We start from the raw sequence: 21,131 nt of genomic DNA on the forward strand, positions 1-21,131 counted from the left end.
GGCCGATGACCGACCCCGAACGCCTCATTGAATTTGCCGGCCTTCGGGTCGGCAACGCCCTGCCGCTGACCCTGTTCGGCGGCATGAACGTGCTGGAATCCCGCGACATGGCCATCGAGGTCGCCGACGCCTATGTCCAGGCCACCGCGAAACTCGGCATGCCCTATGTCTTCAAGGCCAGCTACGACAAGGCCAACCGCAGCTCCATCCACTCCTTCCGCGGCCCGGGCCTGGAAAAGGGGATGGAGATGCTCGCCGAGGTCAAGTCGCGTTTCGGGGTTCCGGTGATCACCGATGTGCACGAGCCCTGGCAGGCGGCCCCGGTGGCCGAAGTCGCCGATGTCATCCAGCTGCCGGCCTTTCTCGCCCGCCAGACCGACCTGGTCGTGGCCATGGCCGAGACCGGTGCGGTGATCAACATCAAGAAGCCGCAGTTTCTCGCCCCGCACGAAATGCGCCACATCCTGCGCAAGTGCGAGGAAGCCGGCAACGACCGCCTGATCCTCTGCGAACGGGGTTCCAGCTTCGGCTACAACAACCTGGTGGTCGACATGCTCGGCTTCGGCGACATGAAGCAGACCGGCTACCCGCTGCTGTTCGATGTCACCCATGCCCTGCAGCGCCCCGGTGGGCGGGCCGACAGCGCCGACGGGCGCCGTGCCCAGGTCGCCGAGCTGGCACGCGCCGGCGTGGCAGTGGGACTGGCGGGGCTCTTCCTCGAGGCCCACCCCGATCCCGCCAATGCCAAGTGCGACGGCCCTTGTGCCCTGCCGTTGAACCAGCTCGAGCCCTTCCTGACGCAGCTCAAGGCGCTGGATGACCTGGTGAAGGGATTTGACCCGCTGCGCATAGACTGATTTCTTCAACGCTGACCGACTCGATAAGGATGACAGGACCCATGACCAAGATCGTCGATATTCGCGCCCTCGAGGTGCTTGATTCACGTGGCAACCCGACCGTGCATGCCGAGGTGCGTCTGGACACCGGTGCCTGCGGCGATGCCTGTGCGCCCAGCGGGGCCTCCACCGGCTCGCGCGAAGCCCTCGAGCTGCGTGATGGTGACAAGACTCGCTATCTTGGCAAGGGCGTCTCCAGGGCCGTGGACGCGGTCAATGGCCCGATCCGCGAGCGCCTGACCGGCATGGACGCCACGGACCAGCGTGCCCTGGACAACGCCATGCTCGAGCTCGACGGCACCGACAACAAGGCCAACCTGGGCGCCAATGCCATCCTGGCGGTCTCGCTGGCCGCTGCCCGTGCCGCCGCCAGTACCCGCGACATGCCGCTCTATGCGCATATCGCTGAGCTCTATGGTCAGCCGGCGCAGTACCTGATGCCGGTGCCGATGATGAACATCCTCAACGGCGGCGAGCATGCCGACAACAATGTCGATATCCAGGAGTTCATGATTCAGCCGGTGGGCGCCGACAGCTTCCGCGAAGCGTTGCGCATGGGAGCCGAGGTGTTTCATGCCCTGAAGAAGGTGCTGGCCGGGCGGGGTCTGGCCACCGCCGTGGGCGACGAGGGCGGCTTCGCCCCGAACCTGGATTCCAATGCCGAGGCGCTGGCGGTGATCAAGCAGGCCGTGGCGGATGCCGGCTACGAACTGGGGCGCGATATCACCCTGGCCCTGGACTGCGCTTCGAGCGAATTCTATCGCGATGGTCAGTACACCCTGTCCGGTGAAGGCAAGTCCTATGATGCCGCCGGCTTCGTCGACTACCTGGCCGAGCTCTGCGACCAGTACCCGATCCTGTCCGTCGAGGATGGCATGGACGAGTCCGACTGGGACGGCTGGAAGGCGCTCACCGACAAGCTGGGTGACAGGGTGCAGCTGGTCGGGGACGACCTCTTCGTGACCAACACGCGGATCCTCAAGCGCGGTGTCGAGGAGCACATCGGCAATTCCATCCTGATCAAGTTCAACCAGATCGGCTCGCTGTCCGAGACCCTGGACGCCATCCGCATGGCTCAGGATGCCGGCTTTACCGCCGTGATCTCGCATCGCAGCGGCGAGACCGAGGACACCACCATTGCCGACCTGGCGGTGGGCACCAGTGCCGGCCAGATCAAGACAGGCTCGCTGTGTCGCAGTGACCGCGTCGCCAAGTACAATCGCCTGTTGGTCATCGAGCGCGATCTCGAGTCGCGCGCCCAGTATCCCGGGCGCCGCGCGATCAAGGGGCAGTGAGGCGGTTTCGCCGCCTTCCGCGCTTTGCCATGTAAGAAATATCCTACGCATGGCCGAAGAGATCTGATACAAAACTCCTCGGAAGACCGCTGCCTCAGGCAGCGGTCTTTTTTTATCCTTTTGATTCTCAGGAATTTTTTCTGAGAGATCGAGCCTGGTGGTATACGTTTCCGGCCGAGCCGCCGGCTTGTTAAGCCATCCAGACATGCCACAATGTACTCGGGACAAGGGAGAGCGGAGCTCTTCCGGCAGGATGCTACGGGATGCATCTCGAGTGCGCACGGTGTGACAGGATGTCGCCTCCGTGCAGGGACAGCACTCACAGGAAGTGGGCGAATGGATTCGCTCGAGGACTTTGCTAGGAGCGGGCGGCCTGCGGGCCGCCTTTTTTATGTCTGGCCACCGGGCATGCAGGGCCGGAAACAGGAGCGCCGAATGTCGCGAGACATCCGGCGCTCCTGTGTATCGGGGCCCTGGTCGGCCAGGCGCTCAGCGCTCCAGGTGTGCCAGCTTGCCGGGCTGACCGTCCCACTGTTCGGCGTCCTCCGGGGGATCCTGTTTCTCGGTGATGTTCGGCCAGGTCTCGGAAAGCTCGGCGTTGATCTCGATGAACTGCTCCTGACCCTCGGGCAGCTCGTCCTCCGAATAGATGGCCTCGGCGGGGCACTCCGGTTCGCACAGGGCGCAGTCGATGCACTCGTCGGGTTGGATCACCAGAAAGTTGGGTCCTTCGTAGAAGCAGTCCACCGGGCAGACCTCGACACAGTCGGTGTACTTGCACTTGATGCAGTTTTCGGTGACGACGAATGTCATGTCTGTCTCCCTTCCTCGGGCCGAGGTATTGTCGCGGCCAGTCGGTCACTTGTGATGAAGCTTGGTTATAAAAAAGAGCGATTTTATAATATGTTGGTGCTTTGGGCCCATTTTAGTCGCGGCGCGACGCCGATCGCAAGACGACTAGAGCCTTTCCTTCCAGTGATACAGCCACTCCAGCGCCTCGCGCGGTGTCATGTTGTCGATGCCCAGGTTGCTCAGGCTTTCGACCACCGGGTGGGGAGCGCTGGCGAAGAGATCGGCCTGCTGAGGCGCCTGGCGCGTCGTGGTGCCTTCCGGCAGTGACTGACCGCGCTGTCCCTGGTCGATCTCCTGCTGCTCGAGCAGCGCCAGCTTGTCGCGCGCGCGGGCAATGACGTCCTGGGGTACGCCCGCCAGCTGGGCGACCTGCAGGCCATAACTCTGACTGGCCGGCCCGTCTTCCACGCGATGCATGAAGACGATGCCGTCCTGGTGCTCGGTGGCGGTCAGGTGAACGTTGGCCACGCCTTCGACCTGTTCGGCCAGTGCCGTCATCTCGAAGTAGTGGGTGGCAAAGAGCGTGAAGGCCCGGCTGCGGGTCAGCTGTTCGGCACTGGCCCAGGCCAGCGACAGGCCGTCGAAGGTACTGGTGCCACGCCCGATCTCGTCCATCAGCACCAGGCTGTGGTCGGTGGCATTGTGCAGGATGTTGGCGGTCTCGGTCATCTCGACCATGAAGGTCGAGCGCCCTCCGGCCAGGTCATCCGAGGAGCCGATGCGCGTGAAGATGCGGTCCACCGGCCCGACCGAGGCGGCATCGGCGGGCACGAAGCTGCCGGTATGCGCGAGCAGGGTGATCAGCGCCGCCTGACGCATGTAGGTGGACTTGCCGCCCATGTTGGGGCCGGTGATCACCAGCATGCGCCGCTCGTCGTCCATGCGCAGGTTGTTGGGCACGAAGGGCGCGTCGCTGACCTGTTCGACCACCGGGTGCCGACCGCCCCGGATGTCCAGCCCGGGGGCTTCGGCCAGCTCGGGCTGAACGAAGTCGAGGGCCCGGGCGCGCTCGGCCAGGGTGGCCAGCACGTCGAGGGCGGCGAGCGCCTGGCCGGTGGCCTGCAGTGTCGCCAGCTCGGCGTTGAGGTCGTCCAGCAGGCTGTCATACAGCAGCTTCTCGCGTGCCAGGGCGCGAGACTTGGCGGACAGGGCCCTGTCCTCGAACTCCTTGAGCTCGGGGATGATGAAGCGCTCGGCGTTTTTCAGCGTCTGGCGGCGGATGTAGTCCACCGGCGCGTCCTGGGCCTGGGCGCGCGGGATCTCGATGAAGTAGCCGTGCACCCGGTTGTAGCCGACCTTGAGGCCGGGCAGGCCGGTGCGCTCACGCTCGCGGGTTTCGAGCTCGACCAGGTAGTCGCCGGCATGTTCGGCCAGTCCACGATGCTCGTCGAGCTCGGCGTCGAAGCCTTCGGCGATGACGCCGCCGTCGCGGATGACCACCGGCGGGTTGTCGACCAGGGCGCGACTCAGGGTATCGGCCAGCGTCGGGTAGGGGTGAATGCGGTGCTTGAGGTCGTCGAGCGCGGTGCCCGCGTCGAAGCGTGCCAGCTCGGCCTCGAGCTCGGGCAGGGCGTTCAGGGCATCGCGCAGCCGGGCCAGGTCGCGTGGCCGCGCACTGTAGAGGGCCACCCGGGCCAGGATGCGCTCCACGTCGCCGATGGCCTTGAGTGCGGTACGCGGGGCCTCATGGGCGTCGCCATCCAGCAGTGCGGCAACGGCCGCCTGGCGCCCGGCGACCTGGGCACGATCGCGCAGCGGGCGGTTCAGCCACCGCTTGAGCAGGCGCGAGCCCATGGCGGTGGTGGTGGTATCGAGCACACTGGCCAGGGTGTTGTCGTGGCCGCCGCCGAGATTGACGCCGATTTCCAGGTTGCGGCGACTGGCCGCGTCGATCACCACGGCGTCGTCGCGGTTCTCCACGCCGATGGCGGTGACGTGGGGCAATTGCGAGCGCTGCGTATCGCGCGCATAGTCGACCAGCACGCCGGCGGCGGTGATGGCGGCTTCCAGGTGGGCGCAGCCGAAGCCCTTGAGGTCCTGAACGGCAAACTGGTCACAGAGGGTGCGGGTGGCGCTTTCCAGATCGAACAGCCAATCGTTCTCGCGGCGCAGGCCCTGGTGGGTTTCCAGTTCCGGCGGCAGGGCCAGGCTCTCGGCGACCAGCAGCTCCGCCGGGTCGAGGCGCGTGATCTCGGCCAGGGCCTCGCTCTCGCTGTCGACCTCGAGCACGCTGAAGCGGCCACTGGAGAGCTCCAGCCAGGCCAGCCCCCAGCGCTCTCCCGCGGCGTTCAGGGCGACCACCAGGTTGTCGCGACGGGCATCCAGCAGGGCCTCGTCATACAGGGTCCCCGGGGTGACGATGCGCACGACCTGGCGTTCCACCGGCCCCTTGGCGGTATTCGGGTCGCCCAGCTGTTCGCAGATGGCTACCGACTCGCCGGCGGCGACCAGTCGCGCCAGGTAACCTTCGGCGCTGTGGTAGGGCACGCCCGCCATGGGAATCGGCTGTCCGGCGGACTGGCCACGCTGGGTCAGGGTGATGTCCAGCAGGGCGGCGGCACGCTTGGCATCGTCATAGAAGAGTTCGTAGAAATCGCCCATACGATAGAAGAGCAGCACGTTCGGGTGTTCGCGCTTGATCTTCAGATACTGGGTCATCATCGGGGTGTGAGAGGTGCTGGCCTTTGACATGGGCTTCCTTGGCTAGCCAGTGGCATGAGGCGATGAATGACAGTGGCGTACGTCATGCATGTCGCGGACAAAGCCAGTATTCTACGCTCAAGGAAGTGTGGCGTCAGGGCCTCGCGCGCTTCGTTGTTGCCCATCACCCTGTCAGCGACCGGAGGAGACATCATGGCGGTGCATGCCGAAAGCTCGGAACCCCTCGATATCGTGAGCCTGGCCGAGCGCCTGGGGGCCCTGTGTCGTCAGCGCCGGGTGGTGCTGAGCACGGCGGAGTCGTGTACCGGCGGGGGTGTCGCCAGTGCCATCACGGCCATTGCCGGCAGTTCCGACTACTTCGAGACGGGTTACGTGACCTATTCGAATGCCGCCAAGATGCGTCTGCTCGGCGTCGACGAGTCGCTGCTGATCAGCCACGGCGCGGTCAGCCGGGCCGTGGTCGAGGCCATGGTCGCCGGTGCCTGTGTCGACAGCGGTGCCGACCTGGCGGTGGCCATCAGCGGGGTGGCCGGGCCCGGTGGCGGCAGCCCGGAGAAGCCGGTGGGCACCGTCTGGCTGGCCTGGGGGCATCAGGGGCAGAGCGTGGCGGAATGCCTGCACCTGACCGGAGACCGTGATGCGGTACGCCAGGCCGCGGTTCAGGAAGCCCTGGCGGGGCTGGTGCGCTGGTTGTCCGGGGATGAGTGAGTCCCGCTGCGGGGCTGGCCGAGCGCCGCTTTTTTCGCCATAATACTGTTCAATCATACAGTGACAGGGGCAGCCCCGTTCCGCTGTCACCGATATTCTGCTATCGCTTAGGAGGCCTTTCATGGCTCAGGACGAGAACCGTTCCAAGGCGCTGGATGCCGCGCTATCGCAGATCGAGCGCCAGTTCGGCAAGGGAACCGTGATGCGGCTGGGCGACACGCCGCGTGTAGTGATGCCCTCGGTATCCACCGGCTCGCTGGGCCTGGATATCGCGCTGGGCATCGGCGGCCTGCCGTATGGCCGTGTCGTCGAGATCTTCGGCCCCGAGTCCTCGGGCAAGACCACCCTGACCCTGTCGGTCATCGCCGAGGCCCAGAAGCAGGGCAAGACCTGCGCCTTCATCGATGCCGAGCATGCGCTGGACCCGAGTTATGCGGAGCGCCTCGGCGTCAACCTGGACGATCTGCTGGTCTCGCAGCCGGATACCGGCGAGCAGGCGCTGGAGATCTGCGACATGCTGGTGCGCTCCGGTGGCGTCGACCTGATCATCATCGACTCGGTGGCCGCGCTGACGCCGCGCGCCGAGATCGAGGGGGAGATGGGCGATTCGCACGTCGGCCTGCAGGCTCGCCTGATGTCCCAGGCATTGCGCAAGGTCACCGGCCACATGAAGAACGCCAACTGCTCGGTGATCTTCGTCAACCAGATCCGCATGAAGATCGGCGTGATGTTCGGCAGCCCCGAGACCACCACGGGCGGCAATGCCCTGAAATTCTACTCCAGCGTGCGCCTGGACATTCGGCGTACCGGCTCGGTGAAGCAGGGCGATGAAGTCACCGGCAACGAGACCCGCGTCAAGGTGGTCAAGAACAAGGTAGCGCCGCCCTTCCGTCAGGCCGAGTTCCAGATTCTGTATGGCAAGGGCATCTACCATGCCGGCGAGGTGGTCGACCTGGGCGTGCAGTGCGGCCTGGTGAGCAAGGCCGGCGCCTGGTACAGCTACCAGGGCAACAAGATCGGTCAGGGCAAGGCCAATGCGGCGCAGTACCTCGAGGACAATCCGGCGGTGATGGAAGAAATCGAGAGCCAGATCCGCGGCCAGTTGCTGGCGACCCCGGAGCCGCGCGAGGAAGAGAGTGCAGACGAAGCGCCGGCCGGAGAAGCCGACGAGCGCGAGGATGGTCTGCTCTAGGCCATGCAGGCGACGAGCGACAGCACGCCGCGCGATGATGCCATCCGCTTGCTGGCGCGGCGCGAATATGCCCGGGGCGAGCTGCGGCAACGCCTCTCGGCCAAGGGGCATCCGCCGGACGAGGTGGAGTCCTGCCTGCACGAGCTGGAGCAGCAGGGGCTTCAATCGGACCGGCGCTTTGCCGAGAGCTTCCTGCGTTCACGCGTGGCTCGCGGGCAGGGTCCCGTCAAGCTGCGTGCCGAGCTCGGACAGCGCGGCATCGATGACGCCATCACGCGCGAGGCCTTTGAGGCAGTGGCCGACGAGGTCGACTGGTTCGAGCTCGCGGCGCAAGCGCTGGCGCGACGCTTTGCGGGCCCCGGCGACTCCCCGCGTGACAGAGCGCGGCGGGAGCGCTTCCTGGCCGGTCGCGGTTTTGATTTCGACCAGCTCAGGCACGCCATGACGCACGCCTGGGACGACATCTGACCCTGACCGGCCATTCCCACCCTGTCGTTGACGGATGACTGCGCTATAATGGCCGCCTTTGCCACGAAAGCAAGGTCGTCATGCCGCAAGGTGCCGGGTCAGGAGCCGGCGCATCCCGGAGCCTTCCCGCGGGCCGGATGCCGCCCGGACCGACACCTCTCTGCATCGTTATAAAGCAGCACAACAACGGGCATGTTCATCTGGCTTTCCAGTGCCCCGGGCAGCATGCCCGGCGGGCCACCATGCTTATTGTCACGGATATTCCATGAAAAGTGCAGACATCAGACAGGCCTTTCTGAGCTACTTCGCGGAGCGTGGGCATACCATCGTCCCGACGAGCTCCCTAGTGCCGGACAACGACCCGACCCTGCTGTTCACCAATGCCGGCATGGTGCCGTTCAAGGACGTCTTCCTGGGCCGCGACCCGCGTCCCTATGTGCGCGCGACATCGGCGCAGCGTTGCGTGCGTGCCGGCGGCAAGCACAATGACCTGGACAACGTCGGCTACACCGCGCGCCACCATACCTTTTTCGAGATGCTGGGCAACTTCAGCTTCGGCGATTATTTCAAGCGTGATGCCATCCAGTTCGCCTGGAGCTTTCTGACCGAAGTGCTGGGGCTGCCGCGCGAGAAACTGTGGGTCACGGTGCACGTCAGCGATGAAGAAGCCGAGCGCATCTGGAAGGATGACGTCGGCATCGACCCCGAGCGCTTCTCGCGACTCGAGGACGACAACTTCTGGCAGATGGGCGATACGGGCCCCTGCGGGCCGAGCTCCGAGGTCTTCTTCGATCACGGCCCCGAGGTCTGGGGTGGCCCGCCCGGCAGTCCGGAAGAGGACGGGGATCGCTACATCGAGATCTGGAACCTGGTGTTCATGCAGTTCGATCGCGACGCCGGCGGCAACATGAACCCGCTGCCCAAGCCGTCCATCGATACCGGCATGGGGCTGGAGCGCATCGCGGCGGTCATGCAGGACGTGCACTCCAACTACGAGATCGATCTCTTCCAGAATCTGCTGCAGGCCGCCGCCAGGGCCACCGGGCATAACGACATCATGGCGCCGTCACTCTGCGTGATCGCCGATCATATCCGTTCCTGCTCCTTCCTGATTGCCGATGGCGTCATGCCGTCCAACGAGGGGCGCGGCTATGTGCTGCGGCGGATCATTCGCCGCGCCGTGCGGCATGGCCACAAGCTGGGCGCCCAGGGCAACTTCTTCCATAAGCTGGTGACGGCGCTGGATGCGGAGATGGGCGCGGCCTATCCGGAGCTGCGCGAGGCCCGCGACCAGATCGAGCGTGTCCTGCTCAAGGAGGAAGAACAGTTTGCCCGCACCCTGGAACACGGCATGGGGATGCTGGGAGAGGCGCTGGACGCCCTGGAAGGCGATACGCTGCCCGGCGAGACGGTGTTCAAGCTCTATGACACCTACGGCTTTCCCTACGACCTCACCGCGGATGTCTGCCGCGAGCGAGGAGTGTCGCTGGACGAGGCGGGCTTCGAACGCGCGCTGGAAGCCCAGCGCCAGCGTGCTCGCGCGGCCAGTCAGTTCGGCGTCGACTATGGGGCGGCGCTGGAACTCGACGGCGAGACCGAGTTCACGGGTTATGAGCGCCTCGATGACACGGCCGGCGTGGTCGCCCTGGTCGACGCACAGGGTAATCCCCTGGAGCGTCTCGAAGCCGAGCAGGCCGGTGTCGTGGTGCTCGAGCGCACGCCCTTCTACGGTGAGTCCGGCGGCCAGGTGGGTGACACCGGCTACCTGGAACTCGAAGGCGGGCGTTTCCTGGTCGAGGATACCCAGAAGCAGGGCGGACACCACCTCCACCATGGGCGGCTGCTCGAGGGCGAACTGCGGGTCGGAACAAGCGTGACGCCGCGTGTCGACCCGCAGCTGCGCGCCGCCACGGTGCGCAATCACTCGGCGACTCACCTGCTGCACCAGGCCCTGCGCATGGTGCTCGGCGACCACGTCCAGCAGAAGGGCTCGCTGGTGACTCCGGAACGCCTGCGTTTCGACTTCAGTCACTTCGAACCGCTGACGGCGGAGCAGCTGGCCGAGGTCGAGCGCCTGATCAATGACCAGGTACTGGCCAATGCGCCCACTCGTATCGAGCAGATGACCCTCGACGAGGCCAAGGACAAGGGGGCGGCGGCGCTGTTCGAGGCCAAGTACGCCGACAGCGTGCGCGTCCTGACCATCGGCGCCGACGACTTCTCCATCGAGCTGTGTGGCGGCACGCACGTGGCGCGCAGCGGCGACATCGGCTGCTGCCACATCGTCGCCGAAGTCGGTATTGCCAGTGGCGTACGTCGCATCGAGGCCATCACCGGGGAGGCGGCGCTGGCCTACTTCCGTGAGCAGGAGGCACGCCTGGCCCGGATCGGCGAACGCCTCAAGGCCAAGCCGGAACAGGTCGAGGAACGCGTGACCTCGCTGGTCGACAGCAACCGCCAGCTCGAAAAGGAGCTCGAGCGCCTCAAGGCCAAGGTGGCCAGCGCGGCCGGCAGTGACATGCTCGCCGAAGCCCGCGATATCCAGGGCGTGAAGGTGCTGGCCAAGCGCCTCGAGGGAGTGTCCGGCAAGGAATTGCGCGGCCTGCTCGATCAGGTGAAAAACAAGCTGGGATCGGGCGTGGTGGTTCTCGGCGTCGGTGACGAGGCCTCCGGCAAGGTCAGCCTGATCGCCGGTGTCACCGCGGACCTGACCGGCCAGTTGCAGGCCGGCGAGCTGGTCAACCATGTGGCCTCCCAGGTGGGCGGCAAGGGCGGTGGGCGCCCCGACATGGCTCAGGCGGGCGGCAGCGATGTACCGGCACTGCCGGGCGCGCTGGACAGCGTCCCGGACTGGGTCGACGCCAAGCTCCAGTGACGCTCCCCGGGGCCGAAGGCGCAATACCTTCGGCCCCGGTTTTATCCGGAGCGTCCGTTTTCATTCGAACGTTAACCCGCAGATGAGGGGCAACGATAAATGGCACTATACGTACAGAAGTTTGGCGGTACCTCGGTGGGCTCGGTCGAGCGCATCAAGGCCGTGGCCGAGAAGGTCAAGCGATACCGCGATGAAGGACACCAGGTGGTGGTCGTGGTATCGGCGATGAGTGGCGAGACCAATCGCCTGATCGGCCTGGCCAACGACATCAATGACGAACCGACGCCACGCGAGATGGACATGCTGGTCTCCACCGGCGAGCAGGTCACCATCTCGCTGCTGGCCATGGCGCTGCACAGGCTCGGCGTGCCGGCCACCTCCTACACCGGCTCCCAGGTCGGCATCCTGACCGACAGCTCGCACACCAAGGCGCGAATCCAGCGCATCGAGACCGAGGACATGCGTGCCGACCTGAATGATGGTCAGGTGGCCGTGGTCGCCGGTTTCCAGGGCGTCGACGAGGAAGGCAACATCACGACCCTGGGGCGCGGTGGGTCCGACACCACGGGCGTTGCCCTGGCCGCCGCCCTGAATGCCGATGAGTGCCAGATCTACACTGATGTCGATGGCGTGTATACCACGGACCCGCGGGTCTGCTCCCGGGCCCGGCGCCTGGACGCCATCACCGTGGAGGAAATGCTCGAGCTGGCCAGCCTGGGCTCCAAGGTCCTGCAGATTCGCGCCGTCGAATTCGCCGGCAAATACAATGTCCCGCTGCGTGTGCTGTCCAGCTTCGAAGAGGGCCCGGGCACGCTGATCGTCGCTGACTCCGATAAAGACGAGGATTCCATGGAAGAACCGCTGATCTCCGGTATTGCCTTTACCGCCAATGAAGCCAAGCTGACCCTGCTCAATACGCCGGACGTGCCGGGCGTGGCGTCGAAGATTCTGGGGCCGATTGCCGATGCCAACATCGAAATCGACATGATCGTGCAGAACGTTGCACCATCGGGTGGCTATACCGACTTCACCTTCACGGTCGCCAAGGGCGATTACAAGCAGACACTCGGCATCCTCAAGGACCAGGTGCTGCCGTCGCTGGGCGAAGGGGAGATCAAGGCCGACGACAATATCGCCAAGGTCTCGCTGGTCGGGGTCGGGATGCGCTCCCATGCCGGCGTGGCGTCCAAGATGTTCCGTGTGCTGTCGGCGGAGAACATCAATATCCGCATGGTGTCCACGTCCGAGATCAAGATCTCGGTGGTCATCGACGAGAAGCACATGGAGCTGGCGGTGCGTGCGCTGCACGAGGCGTTCGGGCTCGACAAGGCCGACATCGAGCAAGAATAATACGCCAGATTCCGGCGACAACTTCTACGCTGGTAATCAGGCACCCGGGCACGGCCATCTGTGCACCCACGTGCGTACTGCCTCATGTCCCGGCAGTACGCTTGGCTCGAAGGCGACGACGTGCCATGGTCTAGATGCTATGGTGCTAGTCATGTCGTTCTCGGCCGATGAATGCATCCCATAGCTGCAAGCCAAAAGTCTGAAAAGGAGATCAGTCATGCTCATCCTGACCCGCCGTGTGGGCGAAACCCTGATGGTGGGTGACGAGATTACCGTCACCGTTCTCGGGGTCAAAGGAAACCAGGTCCGCATCGGCGTGAATGCGCCCAAGGATGTCGCCGTGCATCGTGAAGAGATCTATCAGCGCATTCAGCGCGAGAAGACCGACGACGAGCCCGATGACGAGACCCCCTGAGCCGTATTCCGATAGCGCTTGATGCCGGATTTCAACGAGAAAAATCCACCGAGCACTGGACAAGGCGCTATGTGATCGGTAGTATGCGCACCGTGCCGATGAGGGAGAGGTGGCCGAGTGGCTGAAGGCGCTCCCCTGCTAAGGGAGTAAGGGGTTAATAGCCCCTTCGAGGGTTCGAATCCCTCTCTCTCCGCCACACTTGGCACACTGAAGGTAAGCGCCCGTAGCTCAGCTGGATAGAGTACCTGACTACGAATCAGGCGGTCGGAGGTTCGAATCCTCCCGGGCGCGCCACTTGCGAGATGAGTCCTGCTTGTCCCGTCTGTTGAATCCCCTTCTTGCACGCCGACCATCACTCAGTCGTGTGATGCCTCGTGCCCCAGCGCCCGTAGCTCAGCTGGATAGAGTACCTGACTACGAATCAGGTGGTCGGAGGTTCGAATCCTCCCGGGCGCACCAGATATTGACCCGTCCTCTTCGCGAGGGCGGGTCTTCCTTTTTGGCAAGCTTGCCATTGGCGGAATCCGCGCGATCATTGTCCGGATTCCGCGATCGTTGAAGCGCCACTGCCTCGCCAGCCCCTGTCATCGGGGCGTCGAGCGGTGAGCGCTTCTTTTTTTGTGGGCCTTTGGCGTCCGCCGCCCGGCGCTCAGGCCGTGGACGCCAGCCGGGTGGTGTCCCGCGAGTCACGCAGTCCCGCCAGAAAATCCTCCAGCTCAGTGACCCGACGCAGGGCCTGGAAACAGGTCGCGGCCTCGGCATCATGGGCGCGCATGTGGTTCATCCACTGCTTTAGTCGAGCGACCACCACCCGCGCGGAAAGTATGCTACGCTGCAATGCAGCATAGGCGAGCAGGGTATCGGCCTTGCGCGACCAGGGGGTGGTCGGCAGCCGTTCGCCGGTGCGTTGCCAATGACGGATCCGTGCTGCCAGGTCGGGATCGGCGAGGGCGCTGCGGCCCAGCATGACATCGCGGCACCCCGAGAGGGTGCGGGCCTTCCAGTAATCCTCGAGGGTCCAGATATCACCGTTGGCCACGACCGGAATGCTCAGGCGCTGGCGCATGCGGCCGATCCACTCCCAGTGTGCCGGGGGGCGATAGCCCTCGTTACGGGTTCGGGCATGGACCACCAGCTGTTGTGCCCCGCCATCTTCGGCGGCATGCGCGCACTCCAGTGCCCGGCGTCGGTCGGCGAAGCCCAGGCGCACCTTGGCGGTGACCGGGATGGTGTCGCCCACGGCGTCATGAACGGCGGTGACGGCGGCGCGAAGACGCTCCGGGTCGCGCAGCATGGAGGCGCCCCCGTCGTGCCGGTTGACCAGCTTGGCGGGGCAGCCGAAATTGAGGTCGAGGCTGGTCGTGCCCAGGGCCAGCGCCTGGCGCGCATTGGCGGCCAGCGCGGCGGGGTCCGAGCCCAGCAATTGCAGATGCACGGGTGCGCCGCCGGGCGTGAGCGGCCTGCCATCGGCCAGCTCAGGGCAGTGGCGCAGGAAGACGCGCGGCGGCAGGCGGGTGTCCACCACGCGCACGAATTCGGTCACGGTCCAGTCGATGCCGGGCGAGCGGGTGAGGAGGTCGCGAGTCGCGGCATCGATGACCCCTTCCATGGGGGCTAGGCCGATACGACCCTGATGTTGTAAATTAACTACGTCAATGTGTGGCATGACGTCATTGTAATGCATAACGAAGCGGGCAGGTCACCCGGCCCCGAGATACACGCGCCCGTCGGCCCGGCGGCTGTCGGGCGCGGCAGGAGAAGATCGCATGCAGGATACGCAGTTGTTGAACGAGGGCCTGGCCCTTATGGGGCTCGGCATGGGTTTCGTGTTCGTCTTCCTGACGGTTCTGGTCATCACGACCACCCTGATGTCGCGGGTGATCGGCCGTTTCTTTCCCGAGCCGGCGCCGCCCGGGTCGCCATCGGTCGCCGGGCGGTCGGTCCCGGCTGCCGATGAAGATGTCATGGCCGCCATCAGTGTCGCCGTGCATCGGCACCGCCAGCGCCATCGGCACTGAATGGACGGCCACGGGATCCGCTCTCGTCTAGTTATATAACAAGATATTCAGGTTACAACGATAAGGAAACCTCTCATGACGGAGAATGCCAACCCTCTCGGCATCACGGATGTGGTGCTGCGTGATGCGCATCAGTCGCTGTTTGCCACGCGCCTGCGTCTGGACGATATGCTGCCGATTGCCGAAAAGCTCGATCGGATCGGCTTCTGGTCACTGGAGTCCTGGGGCGGCGCGACCTTCGATGCCTGCATTCGCTATCTCGGTGAAGACCCCTGGGAGCGCATTCGGGCGTTGAAGGAGGCCATGCCCAATACACGCCAGCAGATGCTGCTGCGCGGGCAGAACCTGCTGGGCTACCGTCACTATGCCGATGATGTGGTCGATCGCTTCGTCGAGCGCGCCAGGACCAACGGGGTCGATGTGTTTCGCGTCTTCGACGCCATGAACGACCCGCGCAACCTGGAGCGGGCGCTGCGTGCCGTGCGTGCCAATGACGGGCATGCCCAGGGCACCATTTCCTATACGGTGAGCCCGGTGCACACCATGGAGAGCTGGGTCGAGCTGGCCGGCACCATTGCCGACATGGGCGCCGACTCGCTGGCCATCAAGGACATGGCGGGCCTGCTGACGCCCTATGATGCCCATGAGCTGGTCTCGCGCCTCAAGCAGACGCTGGACATCCCCGTGCATCTGCACTGCCATGCCACCACCGGAATGTCCACGGCCACGGCACTCAAGGCGGTAGAGGCCGGCGTCGACAATGTCGATACCGCCATCTCGTCGATGTCGATGACCTATGGTCACAGCCCCACCGAGTCGCTGGTGGCCATGCTCAAGGGCACGCAGCGGGATACCGGCCTGGATCTCGAGGCGCTCGAGGACATCGCCGGCTACTTCCGCGCCGTACGCAAGAAGTACGCGCCATTCGAGGGCGCTCTCAAGGGCATCGACTCGCGCATCCTGGTGGCTCAGGTGCCGGGCGGCATGCTGACCAACATGGAAGGCCAGCTCAAGGAGCAGGGGGCCGGCGACAAGCTGGACGACGTGCTGGCGGAGATTCCGCGGGTGCGCGAGGACCTGGGTTACATCCCGCTGGTCACGCCGACATCGCAGATCGTCGGGACCCAGGCGGTGATGAACGTGATGATGGGCGAGCGTTACAAGTCGATCTCCAAGGAGGTTCAGGCGCTGCTCAAGGGCGAATACGGAGCCGCGCCGGCCGACTACAACAGCCAGCTCCAGGCCCGCGTCCTCGAGGGTGCCGAACCGATCACCGAGCGTCCGGCGGATCGTCTGTCGCCGGAGATGGAGCGCCTGTCCAGCGAGCTCGAGGACAAGGCCGCTGCCGATGGCATGCGCCTGGCCGAAGGTCAGTATCGGGTCGACGATGTCCTCACCTATGCGCTCTTCCCGCAGATCGGCCTGAAGTACCTGGCCAACCGGGATGATCCGGGTGCCTTCGAGCCGGCGCCACAGGCCCCGGAGGAAGCGTCGGCGACGGCCGCGCCCGTCACTGCGCCCGCCGCCGAGCCCGGTGCGCCCGAGACCTACACCGTCAAGGTCAATGGCAAGAGCTATGTGGTCGAGGTCGCCGAGGGCGGAGAGATCGACCGGGTCCAGGAGCAGGGCACGGCGCCCCAGGCCGGCGCCGCGCCTGCCGCCACCTCCTCGGGCGAGACCATCGCCGCGCCCCTGGCCGGCAACATCTTCAAGGTCAACGTCAAGCCCGGTGACAGTGTGGCCGAGGGCGATGTGGTGATCATCCTCGAGGCCATGAAGATGGAGACCGAGGTACGAGCCGCCAGTGCCGGCGTCGTCTCGGAGGTCAGGGTCAGCGAAGGAGACAGCGTGGCCGTCGGCGATACGCTGATCGCCCTCTAGGCGGCCGCACGTGCTCTGCGGAAAGCGCCGCGGCGGGCCTCGGTCCCGCCAGGCATTCTTTCGGCGCCTTCATCAAGGACATGGTAATGACAGATAAACTACTGACCCTGTGGCATGGCTCGGGACTCTACAATCTGGACCTCGGCCAGGCGGTCATGATTCTGGTGGGGCTGGGACTGCTCTACCTGGCCATCAACAAGAAATTCGAGCCGCTGCTGCTGGTACCGATCGGCTTCGGCGGCATTCTGGCCAATATCCCCGAAGCCGGGCTGGCCCTGTCGGCCGCCGAGCAGGCCGCGCATCATGCCGGTCCCCAGTTGCTCGAGCGCATGGCGGCGGCGCTGGAAGTGTCGCTGGAGCCGTCGGCGGGCATTGAAGCCGGCCGGCATCTGGTGAGTGAAGCCCTGCATGGCGATACCGCGCCGGACCTGGTGCGCGCCGCCAATGACGTGGCGGCCTCCGCCGGCTTTGCCCCGGGCATGCTCTATCAGTTCTACAGCGTGGCCATTGCGTCCGGTGTGGCGCCCCTGGTGATCTTCATGGGGGTGGGGGCGATGACCGACTTCGGTCCGCTGCTGGCCAATCCGCGCACCCTCTTCCTGGGCGCCGCGGCGCAGTTCGGCATCTTCGCCACCCTGCTCGGCGCGGTGGGGCTCTCGGCCATGGGCGTGCTCGACTTCTCGCTCAAGCAGGCGGCGGCCATCGGCATCATCGGTGGCGCCGACGGCCCGACCTCGATCTATGTCTCCAGCCTGCTGGCCCCCGAACTGCTGGGCGCCATCGCGGTGGCTTCCTACTCCTACATGGCACTGGTGCCGCTGATCCAGCCGCCGATCATGCGCGCCCTGACCTCGCAGCGCGAACGCGAGATCACCATGACCCAGCTGCGCCCGGTCTCCAAGCTGGAAAAGATCGTCTTTCCGCTGGCGCTGTTGGTGCTGGTGGTGCTCTTCCTGCCGGACGCCGCGCCGCTGCTGGGCATGTTCTGCTTCGGCAACCTGATGCGTGAATGCGGGGTGGTCGAGCGCCTTTCGGACACGGCGCAGAATGCCCTGATCAATACCGTGACCATCTTCCTGGGACTCTCGGTGGGCTCCAAGTTAATGGCAGACCGCTTCCTGGCCGTGGAAACCCTGGGCATCCTGGGGCTCGGCATGGTCGCCTTCGCCATCGGTACCGCCTGCGGCATCCTCATGGCCAAGCTGCTCAACGGGGTCAGCAAGCAGGCGATCAATCCGCTGATCGGCTCCGCCGGTGTGTCGGCCGTGCCCATGGCCGCCCGGGTCTCCAACAAGGTGGGGCTGGAGTCCAATCCGCACAACTTCCTGCTGATGCACGCCATGGGGCCCAATGTGGCGGGTGTCATCGGCTCGGCGGTGGCGGCCGGGGTAATGATCAAGTATCTCGGCTGAACGGCACTGCCTGCCCGACGCTGAACCCCTTCCGCGGCGCCCGAGTGGCGCCGCGGGTCGTTGCGGGGCGCCATCGTCCTGTCATCTTTCGCTCCTAGTCTGTGGCCATCGGCGCGCGGGCGCCCGGCTGGAGCGAGTCCCGGATGATCGATATCGAACAATCCCTGCTGAGCAGGTCCACCCGAGTGGCGGCCTGGCCCGCCTGGATGCGCCGGCCACTGGTGGCCGGGCTGCGACGGCTGGTGCATGAGCGCGAGGTCAACGACTTCCTGTCGCGCCATGGCCAGTTGGGCTGGCTCGAGTTCATCGACCAGGTCTTCGACCATTTCCGCTTCGGCTACACCCTGTCGTCCCGGGAGCGTGACAATATTCCCGCAACCGGCCGGGTGGTCATCGTGGCCAACCATCCCCTCGGGGCCCTGGATGGTCTGGCACTGCTGCGAATGGTCGCCGAGCTGCGTCCCGATGTCTGCATTCTGGCCAATGATCTGCTGTGCCAGATCGGCCCCTTGCGCGACGTGATCCTGCCGGTGGACAACCTGTCGCGCAAGGGCTATCGGCGCAGCCTGGGGCGCATGGTCGAGGCTCTGGAGGATGACCGTGCGGTGATCGTCTTCCCGGCCGGCGAGGTATCGCGAGCCGGCCCTGCCGGCGTGCGCGATGGCAAGTGGTTGTCCGGGTTTCTGCACGCCGCGCGGCGTACCAATGCGCCGATCCTGCCGGTGCATGTCAACGGCCGCAATTCAGCGTGGTTCTACGGCCTGGCGTACCTCCATGGCCCGCTGGGCACCCTGATGCTGCCCAGCGAGATGTTTCGTCAGCGGGATCGCCAGGTGGCACTGCGCGTCGGTGGCCTGATCCCGCTGGCACGCTTCGACCGGGAGGATCTGACCACCGCCGTCAGGATGAAACTGCTGCGCAAGCATGTGTATCGCCTGGGGCGGGGACGCAAGGGCGTCTTCGTCAGCGAGACCGGCATCGCGCGCCCCGAGAGTCGTCAGCGTCTGCGCGAGGAACTGCGCGGAGCCAGACGCCTGGGGGTCACCCAGGATGGCAAGCGGATCCTGTTGTTCGACAGCCATCCCGACTCGGCGGTAATGCGCGAGCTCGGCCGGCTGCGGGAGATCACCTTCCGGCGCGTGGGGGAGGGCTCCGGCAGCAAGCGTGACCTGGATGATTTCGATCACTACTATCGCCACCTGATCCTGTGGGATGACCAGGATCTGGAAATCGCCGGCGCCTATCGCCTGGGAGAGGTCGGCGCGATTCTCGATCGCCACGGCGTGGCCGGCCTCTACACTTCCACGATCTTCCAGCTCGATCAGGCCCCCTGGGAGCGGTGGCGTCATGGCGTCGAGCTGGGGCGCAGCTTTGTCCAGCCGCGCTACTGGGGACGGCGCAGCCTGGAATACCTGTGGGTCGGACTGGGGGCCTATCTGCGCGAGCATCCCGAGGTGCGCTGGCTGTTCGGGCCGGTCACCATTCCCAACCTGATGCCGCCCCTGGCGCGCGAGCTGCTGGTGGGCTACTACCAGCATTATCATGGTGATGGCAGCACCGGGATTCGGCCGCGGGCGCCCTATCGGCTGTCGCTGGCGGGCGAGCAGGAGGTCGAGCGCCTGCTGAGCGGTGATGATGCCCAGCAGGACTTCCGTCGCCTGCGTCATGCCCTGCAGGCGATGGGGGCCGGTGTGCCGGCGCTGTACAAGCAGTACATCGAGGTCGCCGAACCCGGCGGGGCTCGCTTTCTGGCATTCGGCGTGGATGCCGGCTTCGGTTACTGCACCGATGGCCTGGTGGAAGTGGATGTCACCCGGCTGAAGCCGGAAAAGCGGGCGCGTTACATCGGCCATGCGACACGGGGCGAGGAGCCGGCCGGGCGGCCCCGGGAGCCCCGTGATCCGTCGCTTGTCGTCGAGTGACAGCCGGAGCCGCGGGCTGGGGCGGTCAGCTCGGCGTGAGCAGGGTCATGCGGCCCTTCAGCCGGGCATTCAACGGGTCGAGGTCCGGGTCGCTGTCGAGTGGCCAGCCCAGGGTCAGGGTCACGCCATCGGCCTGATAGTCGACCGCTTCGACGGGAATGTCGTGCTCGCTGCACCAGGTACGGGCAATGGCTTCCCCGGCGAAGTCGACCCTGACGTCGAGCGGGGTACGCTCGACGACCTCGCGGCGCGGCAGGCCTGCCAGGGCGTCGCTCACGGCCTGGGCATAGGCGCGCGCCAGGCCGCCCGTTCCCAGCTTGATGCCGCCGAAGTAGCGGATCACGACGCAGCCGACCCGGCCCAGGTCGGCGCCTTCCAGCACCTGGAACATGGGGCGGCCGGCGGTGCCGCCGGGCTCGCCGTCATCGGAGAAGCCGATGGCGTTCTGCTCCCCGGGCGGGCCGGCGATGAAGGCCGAACAGTGGTGGCTGGCGTTCGGATGGGCCCGCCTGGCGGCGTCGAGCAGCGCCTCGAAGGCAGCCGTATCCGCGAGGCAGGCGGTCCAGGTGAGGAAGCGGCTGCGTTCTATCTCGAGCTCGGTCTCGCGCCACTCGCCCTCGGCCAGGTCGGGAATCGCGTAGCGCATCAGGCGGCCAGGTCCGGCTGGCGCACCACGCCCATGACCATGCCCAATACCTGGATATCACTGTTGTGCAGGAAGATGGGCGCCATGGATTCATTGGCCGGCTGCAGGCGAACGCCGGATTTCTCGATATAGAACTTCTTCAGCGTGACCTCCTGATCATTGATCATCACCACCGCGGTTTCGCCGTTCTCGGCACTCTCGCGGCGCGAGATGATAATGACATCGCCATCGAAGATGTTGCAATCGACCATGGAGTTGCCGTTCACTCGCAGTGCATAGGTGTTGCGGCGAACCATGCGCGTGGGCACCTCGATGCTGTCCGCATCCAGGCAGGCTTCGATGGGCATGCCCGCCGATACGCGCCCCAGCAGGGGGATCTCGACCTGCTCCTCGAGGTCGGCGGCGTCCAGCGGTGCCCAGGCCTCGGCAATCGGCAGGTTGGGCTGACGGAACAGGTACTGTGGTGAGGAACGAGGCATGGCGTGACGTCTCCCTGTTGGCAATGACTGTCTATTCATACAGTACTTGGTCAGGATAGCA

At 65.5% G+C, this 21,131-nt stretch carries 17 protein-coding genes and 3 tRNA genes; 15 read left to right on the plus strand and 5 right to left on the minus strand.

The annotated features are described in order from the left end of the window. Positions 1 to 5: 5 nt before the first annotated feature. A complete protein-coding gene (gene kdsA / locus QWY79_RS01910; RefSeq protein ID WP_290269360.1) occupies positions 6 to 857 on the plus strand; it encodes a 3-deoxy-8-phosphooctulonate synthase in 852 nt (283 codons plus the stop codon). A gap of 41 nt (positions 858 to 898) precedes the next feature. Further along, positions 899 to 2,191: a phosphopyruvate hydratase gene (gene eno, locus QWY79_RS01915; RefSeq protein ID WP_290269362.1), complete on the plus strand. Its 1,293-nt coding sequence runs from the start codon at positions 899 to 901 to the stop codon at positions 2,189 to 2,191. A 489-nt stretch (positions 2,192 to 2,680) separates the two neighbouring features. On the opposite strand, the gene fdxA is transcribed toward eno, so the two are convergent. Both fdxA and mutS read right to left on the minus strand, forming a co-directional pair. Further along, positions 2,681 to 3,004, minus strand: a complete 324-nt coding sequence (gene fdxA, locus QWY79_RS01920; protein ID WP_290269364.1) for a ferredoxin FdxA — start codon at positions 3,002 to 3,004, stop codon at positions 2,681 to 2,683. A gap of 144 nt (positions 3,005 to 3,148) precedes the next feature. Next, the gene (gene mutS, locus QWY79_RS01925) at positions 3,149 to 5,734 is read right to left on the minus strand and encodes a DNA mismatch repair protein MutS (RefSeq protein ID WP_290269366.1); all 2,586 of its coding nucleotides are present in this window, start codon (positions 5,732 to 5,734) and stop codon (positions 3,149 to 3,151) included. Between the two features lie 162 nt (positions 5,735 to 5,896). Between mutS and QWY79_RS01930 the strand changes: the two genes are divergently transcribed. From QWY79_RS01930 to QWY79_RS01970, 9 genes are all read left to right on the plus strand, one after another. Continuing rightward, positions 5,897 to 6,412 carry a CinA family protein gene (locus tag QWY79_RS01930; RefSeq protein WP_290269368.1) on the plus strand — a complete coding sequence of 172 codons (516 nt, stop codon included), beginning with the start codon at positions 5,897 to 5,899 and terminating at the stop codon, positions 6,410 to 6,412. Positions 6,413 to 6,533: 121 nt separating this feature from the next. Next, positions 6,534 to 7,604, plus strand: a complete 1,071-nt coding sequence (recA, locus tag QWY79_RS01935) for a recombinase RecA (RefSeq protein ID WP_290269370.1) — start codon at positions 6,534 to 6,536, stop codon at positions 7,602 to 7,604. A gap of 3 nt (positions 7,605 to 7,607) precedes the next feature. Next, positions 7,608 to 8,072 (plus strand): regulatory protein RecX, encoded by a 465-nt coding sequence (locus QWY79_RS01940; protein WP_290269372.1) that lies wholly within the window; start codon positions 7,608 to 7,610, stop codon positions 8,070 to 8,072. Positions 8,073 to 8,337: 265 nt separating this feature from the next. After that, the gene (gene alaS / locus QWY79_RS01945; protein WP_290269373.1) at positions 8,338 to 10,947 is read left to right on the plus strand and encodes an alanine--tRNA ligase; all 2,610 of its coding nucleotides are present in this window, start codon (positions 8,338 to 8,340) and stop codon (positions 10,945 to 10,947) included. Between the two features lie 99 nt (positions 10,948 to 11,046). Beyond that, a complete protein-coding gene (locus tag QWY79_RS01950; protein ID WP_141317115.1) occupies positions 11,047 to 12,297 on the plus strand; it encodes an aspartate kinase in 1,251 nt (416 codons plus the stop codon). Between the two features lie 217 nt (positions 12,298 to 12,514). Then, on the plus strand, positions 12,515 to 12,712 hold the full coding sequence (gene csrA / locus QWY79_RS01955; protein ID WP_141317116.1) for a carbon storage regulator CsrA: 198 nt from the start codon (positions 12,515 to 12,517) through the stop codon (positions 12,710 to 12,712). A gap of 103 nt (positions 12,713 to 12,815) precedes the next feature. Continuing rightward, a tRNA-Ser gene (locus QWY79_RS01960) sits at positions 12,816 to 12,908 on the plus strand. A gap of 21 nt (positions 12,909 to 12,929) precedes the next feature. After that, positions 12,930 to 13,006: transfer RNA gene (locus tag QWY79_RS01965), tRNA-Arg, on the plus strand. An 88-nt stretch (positions 13,007 to 13,094) separates the two neighbouring features. Continuing rightward, a tRNA-Arg gene (locus QWY79_RS01970) sits at positions 13,095 to 13,171 on the plus strand. Positions 13,172 to 13,361: 190 nt separating this feature from the next. Here QWY79_RS01970 and QWY79_RS01975 read toward each other — a convergent pair. Further along, positions 13,362 to 14,321: a tRNA dihydrouridine synthase gene (locus QWY79_RS01975; protein WP_290269374.1), complete on the minus strand. Its 960-nt coding sequence runs from the start codon at positions 14,319 to 14,321 to the stop codon at positions 13,362 to 13,364. A 157-nt stretch (positions 14,322 to 14,478) separates the two neighbouring features. Between QWY79_RS01975 and QWY79_RS01980 the strand changes: the two genes are divergently transcribed. From QWY79_RS01980 to olsF, 4 genes are all read left to right on the plus strand, one after another. After that, the gene (locus QWY79_RS01980) at positions 14,479 to 14,730 is read left to right on the plus strand and encodes an OadG family protein (protein ID WP_290269375.1); all 252 of its coding nucleotides are present in this window, start codon (positions 14,479 to 14,481) and stop codon (positions 14,728 to 14,730) included. Between the two features lie 75 nt (positions 14,731 to 14,805). After that, positions 14,806 to 16,611, plus strand: a complete 1,806-nt coding sequence (oadA, locus tag QWY79_RS01985; protein ID WP_290269376.1) for a sodium-extruding oxaloacetate decarboxylase subunit alpha — start codon at positions 14,806 to 14,808, stop codon at positions 16,609 to 16,611. Between the two features lie 86 nt (positions 16,612 to 16,697). Next, on the plus strand, positions 16,698 to 18,023 hold the full coding sequence (locus QWY79_RS01990; RefSeq protein ID WP_290269377.1) for a sodium ion-translocating decarboxylase subunit beta: 1,326 nt from the start codon (positions 16,698 to 16,700) through the stop codon (positions 18,021 to 18,023). A 143-nt stretch (positions 18,024 to 18,166) separates the two neighbouring features. Continuing rightward, positions 18,167 to 19,945, plus strand: coding sequence for a bifunctional ornithine lipid synthase OlsF (gene olsF, locus QWY79_RS01995; protein WP_290269379.1), 1,779 nt, complete (start codon positions 18,167 to 18,169; stop codon positions 19,943 to 19,945). Between the two features lie 25 nt (positions 19,946 to 19,970). On the opposite strand, the gene QWY79_RS02000 is transcribed toward olsF, so the two are convergent. Then, on the minus strand, positions 19,971 to 20,591 hold the full coding sequence (locus QWY79_RS02000) for an IMPACT family protein (RefSeq protein WP_290269381.1): 621 nt from the start codon (positions 20,589 to 20,591) through the stop codon (positions 19,971 to 19,973). Continuing rightward, positions 20,591 to 21,070 (minus strand): transcriptional repressor LexA, encoded by a 480-nt coding sequence (lexA, locus tag QWY79_RS02005; RefSeq protein WP_290269383.1) that lies wholly within the window; start codon positions 21,068 to 21,070, stop codon positions 20,591 to 20,593. Before lexA ends, QWY79_RS02000 begins: the two co-directional genes overlap by 1 nt. Between the last annotated feature and the right edge of the window lie 61 nt (positions 21,071 to 21,131).

Source organism: Halomonas sabkhae (assembly GCF_030409265.1).
Taxonomy (GTDB): domain Bacteria; phylum Pseudomonadota; class Gammaproteobacteria; order Pseudomonadales; family Halomonadaceae; genus Halomonas; species Halomonas halmophila.